This is a genomic window from Maribacter sp. 1_2014MBL_MicDiv (genome assembly GCF_001865655.1).
GTDB lineage: Bacteria > Bacteroidota > Bacteroidia > Flavobacteriales > Flavobacteriaceae > Maribacter > Maribacter dokdonensis.
In genome coordinates this window covers 2,510,275-2,535,321 of record NZ_CP011318.1, presented here as the reverse complement: position 1 = coordinate 2,535,321, position 25,047 = coordinate 2,510,275, and the positions used below count along the sequence as shown (strand labels likewise).

Here is a 25,047-nt window from a genome sequence, read left to right as displayed (position 1 = left end):
TTAGTATGTTTCTTTCATCCATTCATAAGGCTTTCTTTTGATCCAAAGTCCCCTAGTAAAATCAGGAAAATCCTGGGGTTCGCCATTATTGGCAATAGAAGCCTCTGATAATGGTGTAACAGCACTCCAAGCAGCTGCATCGTAAGCGTCTAAAGGTGGCGCTATGTTTTGTTTTGCAGATTCAACAAATGAGTTAAGTACAAAGAAATCCATACCGCCATGACCAGCATTTAAGGCATACGCTCCATACTTTTTCCAAAGTGGATGATCATATTGTTCCAACCAAGGTTTTGCATCATCCCATTGATGTGGTTCAGACTTTCCTTCCACATAAATACGACTTCCGTCAACCTCCCAGAGTCCGTTTGCACCTTGCACGCGAAAACCTAAAGAATACGGTCTTGGTAAATTACAGTCGTGTGTAATGATTATTGTTTCGCCATTTGTGGTATTAATGGTTGAGGTAATGACATCACCCTGCTTAAATTTAATTTTTGCATTTGGGTGTTCTGTTCCCCCCTGGCCAACAATATAATTGTGCAAGCCAATACCTTTTGTTGCATGTGAAGTCATAGATACAAATCTATTGCCCCTATTGACATCTGCCATTATAGCAACTGGTCCTAAACCATGTGTTGGGTACACATCCGCATTTCTCTTTACAGAATGCTCCGTACGCCATTTAGATTCAGAAATCCCCTTTTCTCCAAATTCAACACCTTTACCGTAGGCCGTTTTGCCATCATTGAACTTTACATGACGTAAATCATGCTGATATCCGCATCTATAATGTACCATTTCGCCAAATACATTTTGCTTTACCATATTCAGAACGGCCAATACATCTCGCCTATAATTTACGTTCTCAAGGATCATCATATGGGTACCGGTACGCTCATGCGTATTCACAAGATCCCAACATTCTTCTAAGGTATTGGACGCAGAAACTTCTACACCTGCGTACTTTCCCGCTTCCATGGCATCTACCGTCATTCGGGTATGCCATAACCAAGGTGTAGCTATGATTACGGCATCAACCTCTTGCAGAGTTAATAGGTTTTTATAATCATGCTCATTAGCCCCAAATACTCTAGGACTCTTACCATTTGCATCTGCAATATGCTTTTTAGCAATTGCTATCCTATTTTCGTCTATATCACAAATTGCGGTAACGTTAACGTCTTTTCTAAGTAATAAGTTTTGCAAATGGTTAGTTCCCCTTAAACCTACACCTATTAAACCTACATTTAGTTTATCCGTTACACTAAATTTTTTATGTGCAAAACCAGGTACTGTAACAATACCCATACTTGCTATTGATGTGTTTCTAATAAATTTTCTTCTCGTTGTCATTGTTGGCGGTTATTAAGAACACTGAATTTAAAAAAAGATACTGACTCATATTAACTAATCATCAATTTTAAAAGGGATACATCTAAAATTAGCCACAATTTCTATTAGCATTTCATATTTTTGGCATTTAAACACAAAAATCATGACATTACTTTTAATGGCTGCCGGTAGTGGTAGTAGATATGGAAAACTAAAACAATTTGATGATTTAGGTCCTAATGGTGAATTCTTAATGGAGTTTGCTATATATGATGCTATTCAGAATAACTTTGAACAGATAGTAGTTATTACCAAAAAAGAAAATGTTTCTTTTTTGGAGGAACATCTTTCAAAAAGAATTCCTAGCAATATTAAATTGAACGTTCTTGCTCAAGAACTTACAGATTTACCTGACGGAGTTACTTTTACAGGTGAACGTAAAAAACCTTGGGGTACCGCTCATGCAGTTTGGACGGCAAGAAATGTGATCAACGGACCGTTTGTAGTGATTAATGCAGATGATTTTTATGGTCAGTCTGCCTATAAAAAAGCTGCGGATTTCATGAAATCAGATGATAGTGCCTATGCACTTTTAGGTTATACCCTTAAAGACACTTTATCTGAGCATGGTTCTGTATCTAGAGGTGTTTGCGAAGTAAATGGCGATAACCTTGTATCTGTACAAGAGCGATTAAAACTGGTACAACAGGGAGATAAGATTATTGATGAAGATACTAATTTAGAATTTACAGGTGATGAACAGGCCAGTATGAACTTTTGGGTTTGTAGACCATCTATCTTTGATAAAATTGAATCTGAATTTAGAATTTTCTTAAAAGATGATGACCGTATCGCTAACAGCGAACTATACATTCCTTTAATGATACAAGAAATGTTACAGACCAACGAAATTGAGGTTAAATGTATACCTTCTGGTGGAGATTGGTTTGGTGTAACATATGCCAGTGACAAGGAAAAAGCAATGAACAGTTTAAAGGAAAAATCCGATTCAGGAAAGTACCCTGCGTCTATTTGGAAATAACCCTTTTCAACATATACCAGAACCCATTAATTTTTAATTTAATGGGTTTTTTTATGCTCTAAACCGACTTTAACTAAAAAGAGTCCGATCTTATCAGACCGGACTCTTTTACGAGAACACTATATGAAAATGAAAAAATTTTATTCGTTTTTAATTACATTGTAAATATATAGGTAAGGTTAATTATTAGAAACAAATTGATGTCAACCCCCTATATTTTGTTGTCAGATGGGCTATTTTTGTTGTGAACTGAATCTATAGCTATGAAAATTAGAATAAAAGGCGATTCTGTACGGTTTAGATTAACCCAATCTGAAGTGAAAACATTATCGGAAAGTGGAGAAATTTACGACAGTACAAATTTTGGAACTACAAAATTTAACTACGGTGTAGTATTAAAGAGCAATATTGAGCAATTACATATCAATTTTGAAAACAGTAGTATTATCCTTTCTATGCCAGAAGCTAATGGCAGACCCTGGTTTTCCAATGATATCATAACTTTTGACCATACCTTGAAAACAACCGATGGCAACAACCTGTACTTGCTATTGGAAAAAGATTTCACATGTTTGGACAATACTATAGAAGACCAATCTGACAATTACCCCAATCCTAAGTTGAATTAAAATATCCTATTTTAATCATTTGGACTACAGTTTTAATAGAAATGATTATAAACGATACTATTACATTTCTTAAGTTTATTGCATGAATGCAAAAAACGAACGTAACGTCTCTTTTAGAGGGTCTGAAGAATTTCTGGATATTGAAGTAAAAGAACCTGTAACACATGCTGCAGGTTATTTAGGCGTACGTGAAGCCCTCAAGCATACATTCAAAGAAATGGGCGTATTACGATCAATGCGCACCTTGCTGAGCATGAACCAAAAAGACGGTTTTGATTGCCCAAGTTGTGCTTGGCCCGATCCCGAACACCCATCAACAGTAGCTGAATACTGCGAAAATGGAGCCAAGGCCTTAGGTGATGAAGCTACTACCCAACATATTGGTGCAGATTTTTTCAAAAAAAACTCTGTAGAAGAACTTTCTCAACTTACCGATTACGAACTCAACAAGTTTGGGCGCTTAATTGAGCCTATGGTATTAAGACCCGGCAACGTTCATTATGAGCCAATTTCTTGGCAGGCCGCATTTGATCTGATCGCAGCTGAATTAAAAAAGTTGGACAATCCGGACGAGGCTATTTTTTACACTTCTGGTAGATCAAGTAATGAAGCTGCCTTTTTATATGGCATGTTTGCACGTGCATTAGGCACCAACAACCTTCCGGATTGTTCTAACATGTGCCATGAGAGCAGCGGCGTTGCCTTGGGTGAAACCTTGGGCATAGGCAAGGGATCAACCACTTTAGAGGATTTATACGAAGCAGAGGTCATATTGATAGCCGGGCAGAACCCAGGTACCAATCACCCTAGAATGTTATCCGCATTAGAAAAATGCAAGCAGAACGGTGGTAAGGTCATTAGTATAAATCCGTTAGAAGAATCAGGATTAGTGAATTTTAAAAATCCGCAACATCTAGGCGGATGGATCGGCGGTGGTGAGGACATGGCAGATATTCATTTGGCGGTCAACATTAACCAAGATATACCCCTGGTAAAATTAATTTTAAAGAAATTAGTTGCATTAGAAGAAAAAGGAAATACAGTTTTTGACCACGCATTCATTGAAAAATATACAGATGGTTATGAGTCTTTGATCTCTGATTTAAGAAGCTACAATGCAGAAGACCTATTGGCGCAAACTGGCGTATCCGAGGAAAAAATAAACGACACGGTTGCACTATTGGCGAATAAATCTAAAATTATAGTGTGCTGGGCCATGGGTCTTACCCAACATAAGAATGGCGTAGAAAATATTAGAGAGTTCATAAATCTTCTATTGTTGAAAGGAGCTATTGGAAAACCAAATGCAGGTACATGTCCGGTTCGTGGCCACAGTAATGTTCAAGGAGATCGCAGCGTTGGTATTCAGCATTTTGTAGATAGTGCCATGAACGCACGTATTAAAGAACATTTAGGGTTTACCCCACCTGAGCATGAAGGTGTAGATGTTGTAGGCTCCTTAAAAGCGATGTATGAAGGTAATGCCAAAGTATTCATGTGCTTGGGCGGTAATTTTTTAATGGCGGCATCTGATACAGAATATACCGCAAAGGGAATTCAAAATTGCGATTTAACGGTACAGATCAGTACCAAATTAAACCGTACACATTTAATCACCGGTAAAACAGCCTTGATCTTACCGACTATTGGAAGGTCTGAAAAAGATTTGAAAAATGGCAAGCCCCGTCATTTTACGGTTGAAAATAGTATGGGCAGGGTAAAAAGATCCAAGGGAATATTAAAACCTGCCTCGGAGACCATCATGAGCGAACCAGAGATTATTGCCAATTTAGGGCATACCTTGTTCGGCGAAGAACATCCTATGAACTGGAAATCTTTAGGTGAAGATTATGAATTGATCAGAAAGCGAATTGACCAAGTTGCAAAGGGGTTCAATGATACCGAAGAACGTTCAAAAGGCGCAGGATATTACTTACCAAATAATGTACGTGAATTGGATTTTAGCATGTTGCCTAACGGTAAAGCACAATTTACAATTAACAAACTACCAGAACACACCTTGGCAAAAGATGAATACATGTTGATGACCATACGTTCTCACGATCAGTTCAACACCACTATTTACGGATTAAATGACCGTTACAGAGGTGTTTACAATGCAAGAAGAGTGGTTTTTATGAATATAGACGATATGAAGGCCATTGGTGTAAACAAACTTGACATTGTTAATATTACCAGTACATATGACGGTATTGTAAGAACAGCCCATAATTTTAAGATCGTTCCATATAATATTCCATCGGGAAATCTGGCTTCTTATTTTCCGGAGACCAATGTTTTAGTACCCTACAATCATTTTGCCGACAAAAGTAAAACACCAATAAGCAAATCTGTAAAGGTTAGACTAGTAAAGAAATAGTTAATAAATACATTTCTGAAATTCAATTACTTAACAATCTCGTAACCGAATAATAAGTTAACAGTAACCTTTCTATAATCATAAATTTTGAAACTTTACGGTCATAAGTTTCAGCATATGAAATCTACTGATTTGGCCGCCTTATGTATTGCCATTCTTGCATTTAATGTCAAGTTTGAGGTGGTTCTATCTCTTTCTAATTTTCTAAAATTCCCAAGAAAGGAATCCCTCATTCACTTATGAAAAAAAGACCGGTTGATATTGTGGTCATTTCCGATGTTCATTTAGGAACATATGGCTGCCACGCCAAAGAGCTTTTAAAATATTTAAAGTCCATTAAGCCAAAAGAGGTAATCCTCAATGGCGATATTGTAGATATTTGGCAATTTAGCAAACGCTATTGGCCCAAGTCTCATATGAAAGTCATTAAACTTTTATTGGAGTGGGTAGCCAAAGGAATCCCGGTACATTATATAACAGGTAACCACGATGAACTTTTGCGGAAATTTTCGGGCAACAGTATGGGCTCATTAAATATTGTCAATAAAATGGTGATTCCGCTTGAAGATAAAAAAGCTTGGATTTTTCATGGTGACGTGTTCGATGTTACTATGCAGCATTCAAAATGGGTAGCCAAACTTGGTGCAAAAGGATATGACTTTTTAATTCTATTAAATAGAGCCATTAATTTTATAAGCAAAAAAATGGGCAAGGGTCCAATTTCAATGTCCAAGAAAATTAAGAACGGTGTAAAGTCTGCCGTTAAGTTCATAAACGACTTTGAACAGATTGCCGCAGATATTGCCATAGAAAATGGTTATGACTATGTTATTTGCGGTCACATTCACCAACCGGAAATTCGCAATATAAAAACAGATAAAGGAGAAGTCGTCTATTTAAATTCTGGAGATTGGATAGAAAATTTGACCGCACTTGAGTATCATAATGGTCATTGGAAACTATACTCTTATCTTGAAGATCAATTAACCATTGACCATAAAGAGGAAGAAACCTATGTATTGGAAAAAGCTGAACTGTTTCAAAGCTTGCTTGAAGAGTTTAGAATAAGTGGAATGACGCAACAGAGTAAATGAGAATACTATACGCAATTCAAGGTACCGGCAACGGACACTTGAGCAGGGCTAGAGATGTTATACCCGCATTATTAAAGCATCATATTTCATTGGATATTTTAGTAAGCGGCATACAAGCTGACATTAAACTGCCCTACCCCATTAAGTATCAATTAAAAGGATTAAGTTTTATTTTCGGCAAAAAAGGAGGTGTAGATGTTTGGAAAACCTATTACAAGGCAAACTCTATGCGTTTGCAAAAAGAGATAAAAAGTATACCGGTTGAAGATTACGACCTCATTATTAATGATTTTGAACCGGTTACGGCGTGGGCGTGCAAGTTAAAAAATATACCTTGCTATAGTTTTAGCCACCAAGCGGCAGTACTCTCTAAATTAGCTCCAAAGCCTAAAAAAACGGACAGAATGGGCAAATGGATTCTTAATAATTATGCACCCACCAGCCATCAATTCGGACTTCATTTCAAACCTTATGAACCTAATATCTATACACCTATAATCAGAAACGATATACGATCGGCATCAATTTCCAAAGGCGAGCATTATACCGTATATCTACCATCTTACAGTGATGAGAAATTGTTGAAGTTTTTAAGTAAGATGAAAAGGGTAAAATGGGAAGTATTTTCAAAGCACAATACCTATGAATATTTTAAAAAGAACATTCATATAAAGCCAATAACCAATGAGGCATTTGTAAAAAGCATGGCAAGTAGTAGAGGTATACTATGCGGTGCAGGTTTTGAAACACCCGCAGAAAGCCTATACATGCAAAAAAAGCTAATGGTAGTGCCTATGAAAGGGCAATATGAGCAGCAATGTAATGCAGCTGCCTTGGCAGATATGGGTGTACCGGTAATAAAATCGCTTAAAACAAAACACTTACCCAAGTTGCAACATTGGTTAGATACCGAAACCATTGTGCCGGTAGACTACCCAGATATTACCGACCAAATTGTGACCCAACTATTAGAGAAATCTCTAAAAACACATTAAAAAGCCACTACTCTATTGAGAGAACAAGAAGAATTCTTTTTAAATGCCCATGATTTTGGCAAAAATTTCACTTGGGGAGTTTCCACCGCAGCATACCAAATTGAGGGCGCGTACGACACCCATGGAAAGGGACCCTCTATTTGGAATACATTTACCACCAAACCAAATACGGTTTTAAATGGTGACAATGCCAATGTATCTTGCGATTTCTATCATAAATACAAGGAAGATATCCTATTGATGAAGTCCATGAATATTGACAACTATCGTTTCTCTATTTCTTGGACAAGAATTTTACCTAATGGTATTGGCTCTGTAAACGAACCAGGTATTCAATTTTATAATAATGTCATTGACTTTTGTCTAGAACAAGGTATTACCCCATGGGTAACCCTATACCATTGGGATCTTCCACAGGTGTTAGAGGATAAAGGCGGATGGACGAATAGAAACATTATACAATGGTTTTCAGAATTTACCAGCCTTTGCGCAACTTCTTTTGGAGATAGGGTTAAACATTGGATGGTTTTGAACGAACCCATGGTATTTACGGGTGCCGGTTACTTTCTAGGCGTACATGCACCTGGAAAAAAAAGATTGAAAAATTTTCTTCCCGCCGTGCACCATGCTGTTTTGTGCCAAGCGGAAGGTGGCAGATTACTTCGTAAACTAGTACCCAATGCCCAAATAGGCACCACGTTTTCATGTTCGCAAATTTCACCCTACAGACAAAATAACAGAGACAAGAAAACAGCTGTTCTGGTTGATGCCTTATTGAATCGGTTATTTATTGAACCAGCATTGGGTTTAGGTTATCCAACCAAAGAAGCTCCGGTTTTAAAAAAACTACAACCTTACATTCAACCTTCTGATATGGAAGATTGCCTGTTTGATTTCGATTTTATCGGAATTCAAAATTACACTCGAGAAAAAGTAAGATATAGTCTTTTGGTACCGTACATTAGAGCTAAAATTGTAAAGGCAAGTAAGAGAAATGTACCTACAACATTGATGGATTGGGAGGTATATCCGCCTAGTATTTACAACATGATCAAGAAATACAGTTCATACCCGCAAATTAAAAAAATCATCATCACCGAGAACGGTGCTGCTTTTAAAGATTCCATTAACGGAGAAATTATAAATGATATCGCTAGGGTAAATTATTTGCAGCGTTATTTAAACCAAGTGCTTAAAGCCAAAAAAGAAGGGTTGAATATCCACGGATATTTCGTGTGGACCTTTACGGATAATTTTGAATGGGCAGAAGGGTATTACCCTAGGTTTGGCTTGGTACATATTAATTTTAAAACCTTAAAAAGGACTATTAAAGCCTCTGGTAAATGGTTTGCCGATTTTTTATCGCGAAAAAATTAGCATTAAAAAAGCCGATGTCTCCATCGGCCATAGCTTATATCTAAAAAAAACATGCACACATCTTACACGCGCAAATCAAAGATAGATGGTGTTCAACAGTTAAATGTTATGCCCATTAAAGCAAACCGTTAAATTATTGAAAAGCAGGCATTCCAGTAATATCCGCCCCTGTAATCAGTAAATGAATATCATGAGTACCCTCATAGGTAATTACACTTTCCAAATTCATCATATGCCTCATTATACTATATTCACCGGTAATACCCATACCACCTAGAACTTGTCTCGCCTCTCGTGCTATATTAATGGCCATTTCTACATTATTCCTCTTGGCCATAGATATTTGGGCAGAGGTTGCCTTCCCTTGATTCTTTAATTGACCTAGTCTAAAGGCCAATAACTGGGCTTTGGTGATCTCCGTAATCATTTCTGCCAATTTCTTCTGCTGTAATTGAGTTGCCGCAATAGGTTTACCAAATTGAATACGTTCTTTGGCATATCTTAATGCAGTATCATAACAATCCATAGCAGCACCTATAGCACCCCAAGAAATACCAAATCTGGCAGAATCCAAACATCCTAATGGCGCGCCTAGACCAGATTTATTAGGTAATAGGTTTTCTTTAGGGACCTTTACATTATCAAATATCAATTCACCGGTAGCCGAAGCTCTTAATGACCATTTGTTATGGGTTTCCGGTGTTGTAAATCCTTCCATTCCACGCTCCACGATCAAACCATGAATACGTCCTTCCTCGTTCTTTGCCCATACTACCGCAATATCACAAAATGGAGCATTGGAAATCCAAAGTTTGGCTCCGTTCAAAAGATAATGATCGCCCATATCCTTATACTTGGTTTCCATACCACTAGGATTGGAACCATGGTTTGGTTCTGTCAACCCAAAAGAGCCCATCCATTCGCCAGTAGCCAACTTAGGTAGGTATTTTTTACGTTGGTCTTCGGTTCCATACGTATAAATAGGATACATTACCAAAGAGGACTGTACCGATGCCGTAGAACGAACACCACTATCTCCCCTTTCAATTTCTTGCATAATAAGTCCATAACTAATTTGATCTAATCCCGCACCGCCGTACTCCTCAGGAATATAAGGTCCGAATGCACCAATTTCAGCCAAGCCATTTATTATCTGCTTAGGAAATTCAGCTTTTTGGGCATACTCTTCAATAATTGGGGATACGTCTCTTTTTACCCATTGACGTGCGGCATCACGTACTAACAAATGCTCTTCAGATAATAAATCATCTAAGTGATAGTAGTCTGGGGCTTCAAATAAATCTGGTCTCATAACTATGCTTTTATCAAAGATAAATAAAGAAATATAACAATATGTAACACTAAAGTTACATTTTTAAATAGAACTCCTTAGTTAAAGCTATATAATCATCAGTATAAGAGTGCCTTTCAGTTTCAATGACCAATTCTGATGATTCTAATGGTGTTTTATTTTTTGAGAATGCCAATAATACCCGCTTCACCTCTACAGTAGAATTACCCTTTACATAAGTGCTTTTGATAAGATAAAGACCTTTTTCCTCTGCCATGGCGACAAACTCATCTTTCTCTTTATAGGGAATTACCGTTGTAAACAATCCATTTTCCGCCAACAAAACAGCAGCCGAGGCAATGAGCTCATTAAAAGGTAAAAAACCGTTCTGGCGTGCTTGATCCCGCTGTAAGTTGCCAGAACTAACATTTTCCGAATAAAAAGGAGGATTACACGTTATCAACTCATACTGGTCTTCGATTTCATCAACAAATTCATCTAAGCCGGCGTGGTAACAGTACAACCGATCTCCCCATGGGGAGCCTTCAAAATTCTCAACACATTGTTCATAAGCATCAGCATCTATCTCAATGGCATCTACCACATCCGCATTGCTTCTCTGGGCCAGCATTAAAGCGATGATTCCTGTACCGGTGCCAATATCTAAAATAGATTCCAATGATGTGTCCACTGGCGTCCATGCACCTAACAACACACCATCTGTACCAATTTTCATGGCACAACGATCTTGTTCAATACTAAATTGTTTAAATTTAAATAGTTGGCTCAAGGCAATTTAATTCTATAGTGAATAAGAAATTTTAATCTGTAAGGTTGTTAAGTATTCTGCTTTTGGCATCTGCTAAATAGCTTCTACCTATGGTGTACCTAATACCGCCAATTTCAACGCTATTGCCCTCAACCACACTTACCTTATCAACAGCTATAGTATAGGAACGGTGTATTCTTATGAAATTATCACCTGGTAACTCATCTGTAAAACTGCTTAAGGTTCTGTGAATTATATATTTTGCCGTTGGTGTTATGATCCTAATGTAATCTTTTAGGCTCTCTATCACCATAATCTCGTCCAAATAAATCTTTTGTAACTTCTTTTTGTCAACCTTAACAAAGATGGAAGGCTTCTCTTCTTTTTCAGCACTACCGTTACTACCTATTTTCTTAAGACCTATAATACGATCTATGGATTTAAAAAATCGAGGTAATGAAATGGGTTTCACCAAATAGTCAATGGCTTCTAGCTCAAAGCTCCTTAATGCATGTTCTTCATGAGCGGTGGTCATGATTACGAACGGTTTTTTGTGCAAGGTGCTTAAAAACTCCAATCCGTCCAAATAGGGCATATTGATATCCAAGAACATGATATCTACCTCATTGTCCCTCAAAAAGGTCGATGCATCCAAGGCATTGGAAAAAGTACCCTCTAGCTGTAATTCTTTTACCCTAAGTATATAGTTCTTAATCACATTTACTGCCAACGGCTCATCATCTACTACTATTACTTTTAAAATCATATTACCTTAAGCTTTAAAAACACATTGAACATTTTATCCTCTTCAAAAATCTTTAAATCGTACTCACTCTTAGCGTAGCCCAGCTCTAACCTCTTTTTCACATTAGAAAGACCAATACCTCCTCGTTTTACCGGGTATACATATTCTTTCTTTACTACTGGTATGGAATTGGATACTTTAAAATCCATAAAACTATCGTCAACATTTACATCGATCTTAATCTTCATATCACCAATATTCTTACTTGCCCCATGCTTAAAGCAATTTTCAATAAGTGGTATCAATAACATAGGTGGTATTTTACAGTTATCAAGATTCCCCGAGATATTCATATCAATCTTCAAAGAATCATCGAACCTTATACGTTCCAAATCTATGTAATTTCTTATACAATTAATTTCACTGGTTAGATCCTGTCGTTGCTTTTTGGTTGCGTACAATAAGTAACGCATTAGCTCTGAAAGTTTTAAAACCACCTCTGGAGCTTGGTCAGATTTCTCCAAGGTCAATGAATATATATTGTTCAAAGTATTGAAGAAAAAATGAGGTGATACCTGCGACCTCAAAAATCTAAGTTCGGTCTTTAGCTGTCGTTTTTCAAGATCATGTAGTTTGCTACTTTCCCTTAACCAATCTATGGTCAATTTAATTGCTGTAAAAAACGATATCACATAAACCTCACCAATCATAGTCTGCACGGCATACCCAATTGTCAATGAGTTGATAACATCCTGTGCTTCGGGCATAACATCTGTACTTACCAGGTAATACGTTAGATTATACTTCACCAAGAGCATTATGAACAATGACAGCAGTATATATACCGTATACTCAAAGTATCTTTTGGTATATATAAATTTTGGCATTAGGTAATAGGCATTTAAATACGCCAAAAACATATGAATGGGAAAACCTATTAGGTTGGTACGTAAAGAAAGTAAAAAGTCGTCATGTATAAAGGTCCACCTAAACGTATTAAAGATAAAATAGACAGACCAAAATAAAATATGGTGCCAAGGTTTAATTTCACTTGTACCAAAAAACTTGGGCCTTCTCAAAAACTTCATTAATCTAATGTCCATAGGCTACTAAAACCAATTTATTTTCTCCGTTTTTTTGACGTTGAGCAACAATCTACGGTTGTTAAGCTAAAAACATTCAGTTTACGAAGAATTTTAAAAATATTCAATTATAATCTCAGAATAGCCTCCTTAGCTTAATTATTTCTAAATGTAGTTAAAAACGGCCTAAGCAAAAGTGTAATTTGTAAAATTGAAAAGCAACTTCATCGCTTAGTTTGTGCATTCAAAAACTTTAGAAAAGCTTAGTATAATACAGAAGTAGCAGATTATTCACTACTTACAATTTTCTATTCTTAGGATTATAAGATCATCAACAAGTACAGGACAGACTATTAGGCTATGGAAATAATCAATAAAAAATCTTTAAAAACTAAAAAAGCCATAGCATTATTATTGTTTCTACTATACCTAGGAGCAATTTCCCTAATGGCCCAAGAAACACCACGCTCATATATTGCAGAAAATACACTTGAAAACATATCCATAGATGGCAAAATGACTGAGAGTGCATGGCAAACAACCAGTTGGTCTAGCGATTTCATTGATATTGAAGGCATAAAGAAACCCACGTATAACACAAAATTTAAAATGCTATGGGACCAACAATACATTTATTTTTTTGCAAAAATTGAAGAACCACATATTTGGGCCACATTAAAGCAAAAGGATACCATAATATTTTACAATAACGATTTTGAAATATTCCTGGACCCAGATGGCGATACGCACAACTATTACGAATTTGAAATAAATGCCCTAAATACCATATGGGACCTCTACTTATCAAAACCATACAGAAATAATGCGCACGTTACCGATGCTTGGGATTTTAAAGGCATTAAAACCGCCATACATTGCAACGGCACATTGAACAACTCAACGGACATAGACCAAGGTTGGACTGTTGAAGTAGCCATACCATGGTCTTTTACTACAGCCCCAGGTGGAACAACTAAAGTACCGGAAAATGAATATTGGAGAATAAATTTTTCTAGAGTAAACTGGGATTTTGATCTTAATAATGGTACGTATTCTAGAAAAAAAGATAGCAATGGTAATTTTTTACCAGAATACAATTGGGTATGGTCACCACAGGGAGTCATTAATATGCACGAGCCAGAACATTGGGGATATGTCTATTTCAATAAAGGTACCAAAACCACTAAATTTAATATACCTGATGATGAACATATAAAATGGTATTTATACAAACTATATAGAAATGTAAAGACCAAAAACGACCAAGAATGGTTGTCCATACATGGGGAACTGCAAAAAAAGCCGATTTTAATACAGGGCAAACCGGTTGTTGCTGTTTTAGAAAAGAACAACTTTGGCTTTAACATATGGGCAAAAAGCCCATTCACGAACAACAGACTAATTATACATACCGACGGAAAATTTACAACTGACTATGACCAAACCAACTAAGTTTTTACAGGCATTACTTCTTGCACTTATTACTCTTTTCATCTCATGCGGAACAAATGAACAAAAAGAAGAGAAAATAGCCACTACAGATACTTCATCTAACACTGAGACATTTAAATTATGGACATGGATTACTGCTGACAAAGCACGGACAGATGAATCTTTTGATGAAGAGTTTAAAAAGTACGGAGACAATGGTATTAATGCAATACTTATAAATACCTACGGAGATCCAGAATTACTGACTAGGTTGGTACCAATAGCCAAAAAATACAATTTAGAAGTCCATGCTTGGATGTTCACTATGAACCGCCCTGGCGATAAAGTTGCAGAACAGCATCCGGAATGGTATGCTGTAAGTAGAGATGGCAAGTCTTGCTTTGATGAACCACCCTATGTAGGATATTACAAATGGCTTTGCCCCACAAGAAAAGAATCTCGCGAACACATACTAAGTTTAATTGAAGGATTGTCAAAAGTAGAGGGTGTAGCAAGTTTCCATTTAGATTATATTAGATACTCGGACATTTTTTTACCTATAGGTCTTCTTCCTAAATACAATTTAAAACAAGAAACGGAATTGCCCAGATATGACTTTTGCTATTGCGATGTCTGTACTTCGGAATTTGAAAAAGAACATCATAAAAACCCAAATGATTTTAGCAACCCAGCGATAGATATGGAGTGGAAAAACTTCCGTTTAAACAAAGTAAAAGCCATTGTAGACGAAGCATACAAGATTACGCATGCAAATGGCAAAATACTTACCGCAGCGGTATTTCCTTATCCAGAAATGGCAGACCACATGGTTCGTCAACGTTGGGATAAATGGAATATAGATGCAGTTCTACCCATGATCTACAATGTCTTTTATAATGAAGAAATAGATTGGATCGGGTATGCAACCCAGCAAGGTGTTAATGATTTAAAAGGGAAAAACACTGAGTTACATACTGGCATATATGTGCCGGGCATGACACCAGAACAATTGCAGGAAGCTATACATCAATCTATTAGCAACGGTGCAAAAGGAGTATCTTTCTTTGACGGACCTGCCATAACTGAAGAACAATGGCAAGTAATTAGAGCATCACAAAACCCTCAATAATTGTTTCATTCCTAAAAATTTCCTTTTTATTAACATGCTGTTAAGCTTTTCATAATTGTTATTTGTCGAAATTTTTGATAATTAACTGGAATATGGCTCACCTTATGACAGTATTTTATACAAACTAACTTAACTCAAATATTTATGAATAAAAAAATCTCAAGTTTTTTGACCATTGCTGTGCTGCTGTTTTTTCAAGCAGTAATAGGTCAAGACAAGACCGTATCTGGTGTAGTCACAGATGACACCGGTTCACCTTTGCCAGGTGTTAACGTCGTTGAAAAAGGCACAACAAATGGAACTTCTACTGATTTTGATGGTAATTACTCCATCAACGTTGATGCAAATGCTACATTGGTTTTCTCTTCTTTAGGATACAAAACCAAAGAAGTAGGAGTGGATGGTAGATCTACAGTAAACACTTCAATAGCGGAAGATGCCAGTGAATTGGACGAAGTAGTTGTTACAGCACTTGGTATACGTAAAGAAACCAAAGCGTTAGGATACTCCTTAACTGAAGTAGATGCAGAGGAAATTGCAACCATTAAAACTCCAAATGCAATTAATTCTTTACAAGGTAAAATTGCAGGTGTAAACATCTCTCAAAATGCTACTGGTGCCGCCGGTTCTAGTAGAGTAGTCATTAGAGGTGCAAGTTCATTATCCGGTAACAACCAACCACTTTATGTAGTGGATGGTATTCCAATCGGAAATGGTAATAACGGTTCTGCCAGTTTATGGGGTGGATCAGATGGTGGGGACGGTATCTCTAGTTTAAATCCAGATGATATTGAATCTATCTCCGTACTAAAAGGTGGTGCGGCTTCTGCGCTGTACGGTTCTCGTGCTGCGGGTGGTGTTATCATCGTTACCACAAAATCCGGTAAGGGCCAGGAAGGTTTTGGCATAGAAGTAGGTAGTTCAGTAACCTTTGACAAGGTAGACACTTCATTACAAGATTTTCAAACAGAATATGGACAAGGAGTTAGAGGTGTAAGACCATCTTCACAAAGCGCCGCATTAGAAGCAGGTAGTTCTTCATGGGGAGAAGCTTATGATGGTGTAAACTCTCCTCAGTTCGATGGTGTATCAAGACCTTACTCCTATTTAGGTAACAATGTTGACAAATTTTATAGAACAGGGTCTACTTTCATTAACACGGTTGCTATAACCAGTGCTAAAGAAAATTTGACCTATAGACTTTCTGCATCTAATTTGGATAATGCGGATGTATTACCAAATGCAGGATTGAACAGAAAATCTTTTTCTTTCAACTCCAGTGCTATTTTAGGAGATAAGATAACTAGTAGCGTAAATGCCAAATATATTATAGAAAAGGTACAAAACAGACCTAGACTTTCAGATTCCCCTGGTAATGCCAACTTTTCAGTGGCTTTACTTCCAGGCAATATAGATGTAACTACGTTACAGCCATCTACCAATCCTGATGGTTCTGAAAGACAATTCTCAAACAATACATTTTCTACCAACCCGTATTTTGCCGCTTATAATTTTAATAATGAAGATGTTAGAAATAGAATAATTGCATCAACATCTCTTCGTTATGATATATTGGATTGGCTATCGCTAACCGGTAGAATTGGTATTGATAATGACATTATCAGAAGAACTTCCGTTGAACCTTTCGGTACGGCTTATAAACCATTGGGAGGCATTAACGAGGAAGAAAGAAGATACAATCAAGTGGATGCCGATTTAATTTTAGCGGCAGAAAAAGATATTACAGATAAGTTTGCCATTTCTGCATTAGTAGGTGCAAACAACAACCACGTTAAATCTGAAAATTTATTTCTAGGTGGTAACGACTTCATTGTTCCAGGCTTAGAAGACATAGGCAACACAGTTAGCCAATCTCGTAGTAGAGAATATTCGGAAAGAAAAATTGGTTCTGTGTACGGTTCGTTGGAATTATCTTATGACCGTTGGGCATATGTAACGTTTACAGGTAGAAATGACTGGTTCTCTACGTTATCATTCCCGGGTAAGACTACACCAAATGATGATTTCTACCCTTCGGTTAATGGTAGTTTAATATTATCGGATGCTTTTAATATGCCTTCTTTCGTTAGCTTCTTAAAATTAAGAGGTGGTTATTCAGAAGTTGCAGGTGGTGCTCAAAACCCATATTCCTTGGCTTTGAACTATGAGATTTTCGGAATTCCGATCAATGGCCAGCCATTAGGTAGAGTTTCCGGTAATACGGTTCCAAATGCTAATTTGGTTGCTTTTAGTAAAAGTGAAACGGAAATTGGTTTAGATATGAGGTTCTTTAATAACCGACTATCTTTTGATGTTGCTTACTATAGCAATGAAACCACAAATGATATTGTAGATGTATCAACATCTGTATATTCTGGTTATACCGGTGCTAGCGCAAATCTAGGTAAAGTAACCAACGAGGGTGTTGAATTTTTAATCAGTGGTACGCCGATCAGAACTAATGACTTCTCTTGGAATATGACCGTAAACGGTGCTTATAATGAAGGACTCGTAGTTGCTACAGATGATGTTGACTCTGACGTTAACTTAGATGAACCAAGAACACAGAACGTAAGAATTACCCACATTGTTGGTGAAACTTATGGTTCTATAGTTGGTGTTTCTTATGAGCGTGATGATAATGGTACTATAGTTTATGAAATAGGTGATGATGGTGTACCTAGAGCTGTTGAAGGTGAGCGTAAAATATTAGGTGAAGGCGTACCTCCATTGACATTAGGTTTTTCAAATTCATTTACTTACAAGAACTTTAACCTGAACTTCTTGATCGACGGAAAATTTGGCGGACAGATCTTTTCTGGTACCAACACTATACTTTATAGTAATGGACTTCACAAAAACACTTTAGAAGGTAGAGAAAATGGTTTAACCGTATCTGGTGTTGACCAAACTGGAGCTGCATTTACAACTACGGTTGCACCAGAAAATCTAGCTGACTATTATGGCGAAATTGCAGATATCGCAGAAGAATTCGTTGAAGACTCTGATTATATAAAATTCAGACAATTAAGCCTAGGTTATTCATTACCAAAGAAAGCCTTGGACAATGTATTTTTAACCAATGTTAATGTATCACTAATCGCTTCTAACTTATTCTACATAAAAAGAAGTGTAGATAATATTGACCCGGAAAGTGCATACACCGTTGGTAACTCACAGGGTCTGGAATATTTTGGAGTTCCTTCTTCTAGAAGTTACGGTCTAACTATCAATGTAAAGTTTTAAAAGAGAACTATGAAAAAATCAATATATATACTAATGTTTGCACTACTTTCTGTAGGTGCATGTGATGATGGTTTTGAAGATTTAAATGTAAATCCAACAAAACCTACCCAAGTTGCTGCGGGTAATAAGCTAACTGCAGTGATGAAATTTATATCTAGTGAAAGATATGACAACTGGAGAGCGGCGATGATCTATCAATCTACCATGATGCAACATGTAGCTACAACTGCCGGTTACTGGAGTGGTGATAAATATACGTGGAACAAAGGTTATGCTTCATCCTTATTGGATCGCTATTATGAGAATGCCATTAAATCAATTGAGGATTTGACCTTTCAATTAGAAGAGGAAGAAGCTCCTGAAGAAATGAAGGCAATTGTAAAAATACTACGTGTCTTTGCTTATTCTAGACTTACCGATCTATATGGTGATGTGCCGTATAGCGAGGCAGGTAAAGCAGTTATAGAAGGTATTTTTCTTCCTAAATATGATGCGCAAAGCGAAATATACCCAGATTTGTTAAATGAACTGGAAGAGGCTTCTGCTGCATTAGGCTCTGGTATTTCTGAATTTGGTTCTGCAGATGTTATCTATAATGGTGATCAAGCAAAATGGAAAAAGTTAGCTAATTCCTTGATGTTACGTTTAGGTCTTAGGTTAATTAAAGTAGACCCTACCGCTTCACAAGCTTGGGTTACAAAAGCTATTGACGGAGGTGTAATGACATCTAATGATGACATTTTTTACCTACAACATGATGCGGACAATAAAAATGGTATTGGCGAAGTGTTTACGGCTGATGGAAATCCAAGAATGAGCGATACGTTCATCAATTTATTAAAAGATGCAAATGACCCGAGATTAACGGTATTGGCATCATTACCTGCACAGAAAATAATTTTCAAAGAAGACCCTGATAATCCCGGTCTGTTCATAGAGGATTTTAGAGAAGATAGAACAGTGGAGGAAAGACTAGATCCAGACGCACAAAGAGGTCTGTCCAATGGTAAGGATCTTCCTATGCTACAAGAGCAAGATGTTGACCTTGATAATCTTTTCAGCAATTTAAACGACTACTCTGAGCCTAATCGTCTTTTAATTACCTCAGAAACTGCCCCTATGATTTTTCAAACTTATGCAGAAGTAGAGTTTATGCTTGCAGAAGCAAATGTAAGATGGGGTCTAGCAGGTGATGCAGAAACACATTATAACAATGGAGTTACCGCTGCTATGAAACAATTATCACTTTATGGTGATGCCGGTATTATTGCAGATGCCGACATTGCAGATTATCTTGCTGCCAATCCTTATGATTCGGCTAATGCACTAGAGCAGATCAATACACAATATTGGGCTGCCACTTTCTTAAATGAATATGAATCTTTCTCTAATTGGAGAAGAACAGGTTTCCCGGCACTTACACCGGTAAACTACCCTGGCAATGTTACCAACGGTACTATACCAAGAAGATTAACGTATTCTGAAAGTGAACAAAGTAACAACCCTGATAATTATGCCGCTGTAATAGCCGCTCAAGGTCCAGATGTTCTTACCACTAGAGTGTGGTGGGATGTTGAATAATAACAATTAAGTTTGGTTTTTGAGTGAAACCTCTCATAATAGTTTTGAGTTAATTTTTTATTGAGTTTGAAAAGGAGGGGAAACTCTCCTTTTTTTGTATAAAATAGTATCTTGTAATCATGAAAATTAGGCATTTATTATACTTCTGCTCCTTACTCGTTTTATGTTGTGAAAATGCTCCTGAAGAGACCAAGGCAACACCAAACTTATTTACACTTCTCAGTTCCAATGACACAGGAATTGACTTTAATAATATTATTAAAGATGATAAGGATAAAAACATATTTGCCTACGCCAATTTTTATGGCGGGGCAGGTGTTGGTGTGGGCGACTTTAATAATGATGGACTGCAGGACATCTTTTTTGCAGGGAATATGGTGCCTGATAAATTATATCTGAACAAAGGAAATTTGGTTTTTGAAGATGTTACCATAAAAGCTGGCATCAAAAATTTTGATGGTTGGTCTACCGGGGTCACCATTGCAGATATTAATAATGACGGACACCTAGATATTTATGTTAGCAGAGAACTGTATGATGAAAACCCGGAGTGGCGCAGAAATTTGGTATACATTAACAATGGAGATGGCACTTTTACAGAAAAAGCTGAAGAGTTGTCCATTGCAAATACAGAAAGAACAAGACACGCAACATTCATAGATTTTGATAAAGATGGACTATTAGATCTTTTTCTATTGACCCAACCACCAAATCCGGGAAGTCTTTCTCAATATCACAATGCGGACAATTTACTCATACCAGAATATGCACTTAAACTTTATAAAAACAATGGTACTACGTTCAAAGACGTATCAAAAACTGCAGGTATAGACCGCACCGGTTTTCCTAATGCCGTATCGGCGAGTGACATTAATAATGACGGATGGCCAGACCTCTATGTGGCCAATGATTTTTATGCACCAGATTTTCTATTTCTAAATAATCAAGACGGCACATTCACAAGCATTGAAAAAAACGCTTTAAAACAAACGTCTTACTATAGTATGGGTGTAGATGTAGCCGATATCAATAATGACCAAAATTTAGATGTATTTGTACTGGATATGGTGTCTGAAGATAATTTCAGATTAAAATCCAACATGAGCGGTATGAACATTGGTGCTTTTTGGAAAGTAGTAGAAGACGGTGGCGGATATCAATACATGTATAATACACTACAGCTAAACAACGGTAATGAAACCTTCAGTAACATTGCGCAATTTACCGGTATGTCCGCAACAGATTGGAGCTGGTCTAATCTTATAGCCGATTTTGACAATGATGGTCTAAAAGACACGTATGTCACCAACGGATTATTGCGTGACATTAGAAATACAGATGCGGATAAAAATGTAGCCCATTATATAAATACCACTAGAGCACAATGGCTACAGAATAATCCCAATGCCCAAAACGTTAAAAGCATATGGGATATCGTAGACCTTGAAAAAGCGGTTAGCATGGTCCCATCCCAACCTTTAAAAAACTACGCCTATCAAAATTTGGGCGATTTGGAATTTAAAAATACTTCCACTGAATGGGGTTTGGACAATGAATCTTTCTCCAACGGATCAGCATATGCCGATTTAGATAACGATGGTGATCTAGATTTGGTGGTCAATAACATCAACAGTGAGGCATTTATTTACAGAAACAATTCGGAAGCAAAACCAAACAGTAACTATTTAAGAATACAATTGGTCAATAAAAACAACGGACCAACATTTGGAACTAGGGTAAATATGTACACTCAAAATGGTGTACAAACCTTAGAGACCACAAACGTACGTGGTATTTATTCTACCAGTGAACCTACGCTACATTTTGGATTAAATAATTTGACACAAGTAGACAGTCTAACGGTTGTTTGGCCCAATGGAAAAAGTACTGTAAAAAGAGACATCTCGGCAAATCAACTGTTAGAAATTTCATCTGACGAATCTGAAATTTTAGAAATCAAAAAGAAAGAAACGGAAAAGACTCTTTTTGCAGATATGACCGATGTTTTTCCTGCAAAATTTAAACATCAAGAGAATCAATTCGATGATTTTGAGAAACAAATACTGTTGCCACATAAGCTTTCTCAATTTGGACCAGCCCTGACCGCGGGAGATATCAATGATGACGGATTGGATGATTTCTATATTGGCGGTGCCGCCAACCAAGCACCTACCCTATTCATTCAACAAAAAGATGGCAATTTTGAAGAAAGTCAGGTTGCATTTTGGCAAAAAGAAGCCGGTTATGAAGATGTAGATGCCTTATTTGTTGACATCAATAATGACGGATTAAAAGATTTGTACGTAGTAAGTGGTGGTAATGAGTATCCAAAAAACGATTTTCACTATACCGATAGAATCTACCTAAACCAAGGTAATGCGACCTTTAAAAAAGGAGCCATTTTAAATGCTAAAAGAATTAGTGGCTCTGTAGTAAAATCCGCCGATTATGACGGTGATGGTGATATGGACCTTTTTGTTGGTGGCAGACATACTCCGCAACAATACCCAAACCCATCTTCTAGCATGTTATTGGTAAACGACAATGGGCAATTGGTGAACCAAACAGAATTATTATCCCCACAATTGTTGCAAATAGGAATGATTACCGATGCCATTTGGAGCGATTATGACAATGACCAAGATTTGGATTTAATGATTGTAGGCGAATGGATGCCTATTACCATTTTTGAAAACAATAATGGTAACCTAGCAAAGGTTGAGAAGGAAAACTTTACATCTAGCTACGGCTGGTGGTTCAGCATAGAACAAGGAGATTTTGACAATGATGGAGATATGGATTATATAGCGGGTAATTTAGGTCTTAACTACAAGTACAAAACCAGCTCTGACAAACCTTTTGATGTATATTATAATGACTTTGACGCCAATGGTAATGCAGATATTGTCTTAGGATATTACAACAAGGAAAAACATTATCCATTAAGAGGGTTTTCATGTTCATCGGAACAAATTCCTGCCCTAAAGAAAAAAATAGTAAAGTATGATGCCTTTGCCTCTATGGAACTAAAGGATGTATATGGTGAAGAAAAACTGAAAAACTCCCTACATTACAGCGCAGACACTTTTGCATCGGTATACATTGAAAATCTAGGCAATGGTCAATTTAAAATAACGGACTTGCCCAATGTAGCTCAACTATCTAATCTCAATGATATGCTTGTAAGGGATTTTAACGGTGATGGCGCATTAGATGTTCTTGCCATAGGCAACTTATATGTTTCAGAGATAGAAACCCCTAGAAACGACGCAGGAACAGGACTACTGTTGCTGGGAGATGGTACCGGGAGCTTTTCTGCTAAAAGAGGGTCAGAGATAGGGTTCTTTGCAGATAGGGACGCCAAAAAACTGGTTACCTTAAGCAATGTTCAAAATGACTATTTCTTGGTGGGCAATAATGATGATGTCCTTCAGATTTTTGAATTACAGAAAAACTAATTAATCAATACGCCCGGGAGACCGGGTTTCACTACCCTTTATGTCCAAAAGGGAATCGCCCAATTTGGCTCGCATATCATCCGCCAATTTTTGTATGGTCTTTACCACTTCTGGATGAGCTGCTGCTACATCGGTAGTTTCGCTTTCATCCTGTTCCAAATCATAGAGTTCAATTTGCTCTAAATCGATCATTTTATATACCCCGGGCAATCCGTCTTTACCGGGGGTTTGTCCGTTCATAGTTCTGTACTTGTGAGGAAAATAAAGCTTCCATTTCCCATACCGCACCCCAAATAGCTCATTTACGCGATAATAAAAGAAATAGGCTTCTTGCGGACTCTCATCTGTTTTGCCTGTAAATAAAGACCATGCGCTTTTACCGTCTATCTCTTTCTCTGCCAATGGGGCATTGATAACCTCTGCTATTGAAGGTAAAATATCTATTGCCATAACAGGTGCCTCAATAATAATTCCCGCTTTTATTTCTTTCGGATATTTAATAATGAACGGTTCACGTTGACCACCTTCCCACCCGGTGCCCTTACCCTCTTTAAAAGGCAAAGCACTTCCGGAGTGATTTCCGTATGCCAACCATGGTCCATTATCAGAAGTAAAAATAATAATGGTATTTTGGGTTAATCCATTCTTATCAACAGCCTTTATAATTTCACCTACGGACCAATCCAATTCCATAATAACATCACCGTACAATCCTCTTTTAGACTTTCCCTTAAACTTATCGGACACAAATAAAGGTACGTGGGGCTGAGGATGCGGTACATACAAAAAGAATGGATTTTCTTTATTACGATTAATGAAGTCAACACTACGCTCTGTAATCTCAGTAGTCAAATTCGTTTGATCCGTTAATGTATCCAATACCTTTTCATTCTCATAAAGAGGCAAGGGACCAAAATTAAAAATAGGACCTTGCTGCGGATGTAACGGCCACATATCATTGGAATAAGGTATGCCATAATATTCATCAAACCCTTGATTATTGGGCATAAATTCTTTTGCATCTCCCAAATGCCATTTTCCGAAAATAGCCGTGGCATACCCTTCCGCTTTCAATAATTCGGCGAGGGTAGTTTCATCAGGATTCAAACCTACTTTACTATTGGGCATAAAAGCGTTATGAATACCGATCCTATTAGGATATGTCCCCGTTAATATACCTGCCCTTGAGGCGGAACACACAGCTTGAGCAGCATAAAAATGGGTAAGCATTGCACCGTCTTTAGCCATTTGGTCCAAATTGGGAGTATCTATGTCGTGAGCACCAAAAACGCCCACATCATTGTAACCTTGGTCATCCGTAAAAATTAAAATAACATTAGGTCTATCATTTGCAGCAACTCCGGTTTTCTGAGCCAAAAGACGCTGACCCGTAACCAATAGGAATATTATAAAGTAAACTGATCTTAAACTCATAACTATTATTTTGACTCTATTAATGGACATTT

At 37.2% G+C, this 25,047-nt stretch carries 17 protein-coding genes; 11 read left to right on the top strand and 6 right to left on the bottom strand.

Going from position 1 to position 25,047, the window contains the following annotated elements:
* On the bottom strand, window positions 1–1,353 hold the full coding sequence (locus YQ22_RS10585; protein ID WP_071341187.1) for a Gfo/Idh/MocA family protein: 1,353 nt from the start codon (window positions 1,351–1,353) through the stop codon (window positions 1–3).
* 142 nt (window positions 1,354–1,495) lie between these two features.
* Here YQ22_RS10585 and YQ22_RS10580 point away from each other — a divergent pair, with 142 nt between their 5' ends.
* From YQ22_RS10580 to YQ22_RS19100, 6 genes are all read left to right on the top strand, one after another.
* The gene (locus tag YQ22_RS10580; protein ID WP_071341186.1) at window positions 1,496–2,374 is read left to right on the top strand and encodes a nucleotidyltransferase family protein; all 879 of its coding nucleotides are present in this window, start codon (window positions 1,496–1,498) and stop codon (window positions 2,372–2,374) included.
* A 263-nt stretch (window positions 2,375–2,637) separates the two neighbouring features.
* Entirely contained in the window at window positions 2,638–3,003 is a 366-nt protein-coding gene (locus YQ22_RS10575) for a DUF7009 family protein (protein WP_071341185.1), read from the top strand.
* 82 nt (window positions 3,004–3,085) lie between these two features.
* Entirely contained in the window at window positions 3,086–5,383 is a 2,298-nt protein-coding gene (locus YQ22_RS10570) for an FdhF/YdeP family oxidoreductase (RefSeq protein WP_071341184.1), read from the top strand.
* Between the two features lie 239 nt (window positions 5,384–5,622).
* Window positions 5,623–6,477, top strand: a complete 855-nt coding sequence (locus tag YQ22_RS10565; RefSeq protein WP_071341183.1) for a UDP-2,3-diacylglucosamine diphosphatase — start codon at window positions 5,623–5,625, stop codon at window positions 6,475–6,477.
* Window positions 6,474–7,472 (top strand): glycosyltransferase family protein, encoded by a 999-nt coding sequence (locus YQ22_RS19105; RefSeq protein WP_071341182.1) that lies wholly within the window; start codon window positions 6,474–6,476, stop codon window positions 7,470–7,472. The genes YQ22_RS10565 and YQ22_RS19105 overlap by 4 nt, the downstream gene beginning before the upstream one ends.
* 15 nt (window positions 7,473–7,487) lie before the next feature.
* Window positions 7,488–8,849 carry a GH1 family beta-glucosidase gene (locus YQ22_RS19100; protein ID WP_071341181.1) on the top strand — a complete coding sequence of 454 codons (1,362 nt, stop codon included), beginning with the start codon at window positions 7,488–7,490 and terminating at the stop codon, window positions 8,847–8,849.
* Between the two features lie 133 nt (window positions 8,850–8,982).
* Here the strand turns inward: YQ22_RS19100 and YQ22_RS10550 are convergent, their stop codons facing one another.
* From YQ22_RS10550 to YQ22_RS10535, 4 genes are read right to left on the bottom strand one after another with little or no spacing between them, the layout of a single operon-like run.
* Window positions 8,983–10,161: an acyl-CoA dehydrogenase family protein gene (locus tag YQ22_RS10550; protein WP_071341180.1), complete on the bottom strand. Its 1,179-nt coding sequence runs from the start codon at window positions 10,159–10,161 to the stop codon at window positions 8,983–8,985.
* A gap of 55 nt (window positions 10,162–10,216) precedes the next feature.
* Window positions 10,217–10,930, bottom strand: a complete 714-nt coding sequence (locus YQ22_RS10545) for a tRNA1(Val) (adenine(37)-N6)-methyltransferase (protein WP_232231167.1) — start codon at window positions 10,928–10,930, stop codon at window positions 10,217–10,219.
* A gap of 31 nt (window positions 10,931–10,961) precedes the next feature.
* Window positions 10,962–11,675 (bottom strand): LytR/AlgR family response regulator transcription factor, encoded by a 714-nt coding sequence (locus YQ22_RS10540; protein ID WP_071341178.1) that lies wholly within the window; start codon window positions 11,673–11,675, stop codon window positions 10,962–10,964.
* Window positions 11,672–12,757 (bottom strand): sensor histidine kinase, encoded by a 1,086-nt coding sequence (locus tag YQ22_RS10535; RefSeq protein WP_071341177.1) that lies wholly within the window; start codon window positions 12,755–12,757, stop codon window positions 11,672–11,674. The genes YQ22_RS10540 and YQ22_RS10535 overlap by 4 nt, the downstream gene beginning before the upstream one ends.
* A gap of 339 nt (window positions 12,758–13,096) precedes the next feature.
* Between YQ22_RS10535 and YQ22_RS10530 the strand changes: the two genes are divergently transcribed.
* The 5 genes from YQ22_RS10530 to YQ22_RS10510 all read left to right on the top strand — a co-directional run bounded on the left by YQ22_RS10530 (window position 13,097) and on the right by YQ22_RS10510 (window position 23,581).
* Window positions 13,097–14,188: a carbohydrate-binding family 9-like protein gene (locus YQ22_RS10530; RefSeq protein ID WP_071341176.1), complete on the top strand. Its 1,092-nt coding sequence runs from the start codon at window positions 13,097–13,099 to the stop codon at window positions 14,186–14,188.
* The gene (locus YQ22_RS10525; protein WP_071341175.1) at window positions 14,172–15,296 is read left to right on the top strand and encodes a family 10 glycosylhydrolase; all 1,125 of its coding nucleotides are present in this window, start codon (window positions 14,172–14,174) and stop codon (window positions 15,294–15,296) included. The genes YQ22_RS10530 and YQ22_RS10525 overlap by 17 nt, the downstream gene beginning before the upstream one ends.
* A gap of 144 nt (window positions 15,297–15,440) precedes the next feature.
* Window positions 15,441–18,542 carry a SusC/RagA family TonB-linked outer membrane protein gene (locus tag YQ22_RS10520; RefSeq protein ID WP_071341174.1) on the top strand — a complete coding sequence of 1,034 codons (3,102 nt, stop codon included), beginning with the start codon at window positions 15,441–15,443 and terminating at the stop codon, window positions 18,540–18,542.
* Between the two features lie 9 nt (window positions 18,543–18,551).
* Window positions 18,552–20,123, top strand: coding sequence for a SusD/RagB family nutrient-binding outer membrane lipoprotein (locus tag YQ22_RS10515; RefSeq protein WP_071341173.1), 1,572 nt, complete (start codon window positions 18,552–18,554; stop codon window positions 20,121–20,123).
* Between the two features lie 119 nt (window positions 20,124–20,242).
* Complete coding sequence (locus tag YQ22_RS10510) at window positions 20,243–23,581, top strand: VCBS repeat-containing protein (RefSeq protein ID WP_071341172.1); 3,339 nt, start codon at window positions 20,243–20,245, stop codon at window positions 23,579–23,581.
* Here the strand turns inward: YQ22_RS10510 and YQ22_RS10505 are convergent, their stop codons facing one another.
* On the bottom strand, window positions 23,582–25,015 hold the full coding sequence (locus YQ22_RS10505) for a sulfatase family protein (protein ID WP_083414235.1): 1,434 nt from the start codon (window positions 25,013–25,015) through the stop codon (window positions 23,582–23,584). It lies immediately after the preceding gene.
* Window positions 25,016–25,047: the final 32 nt, after the last annotated feature.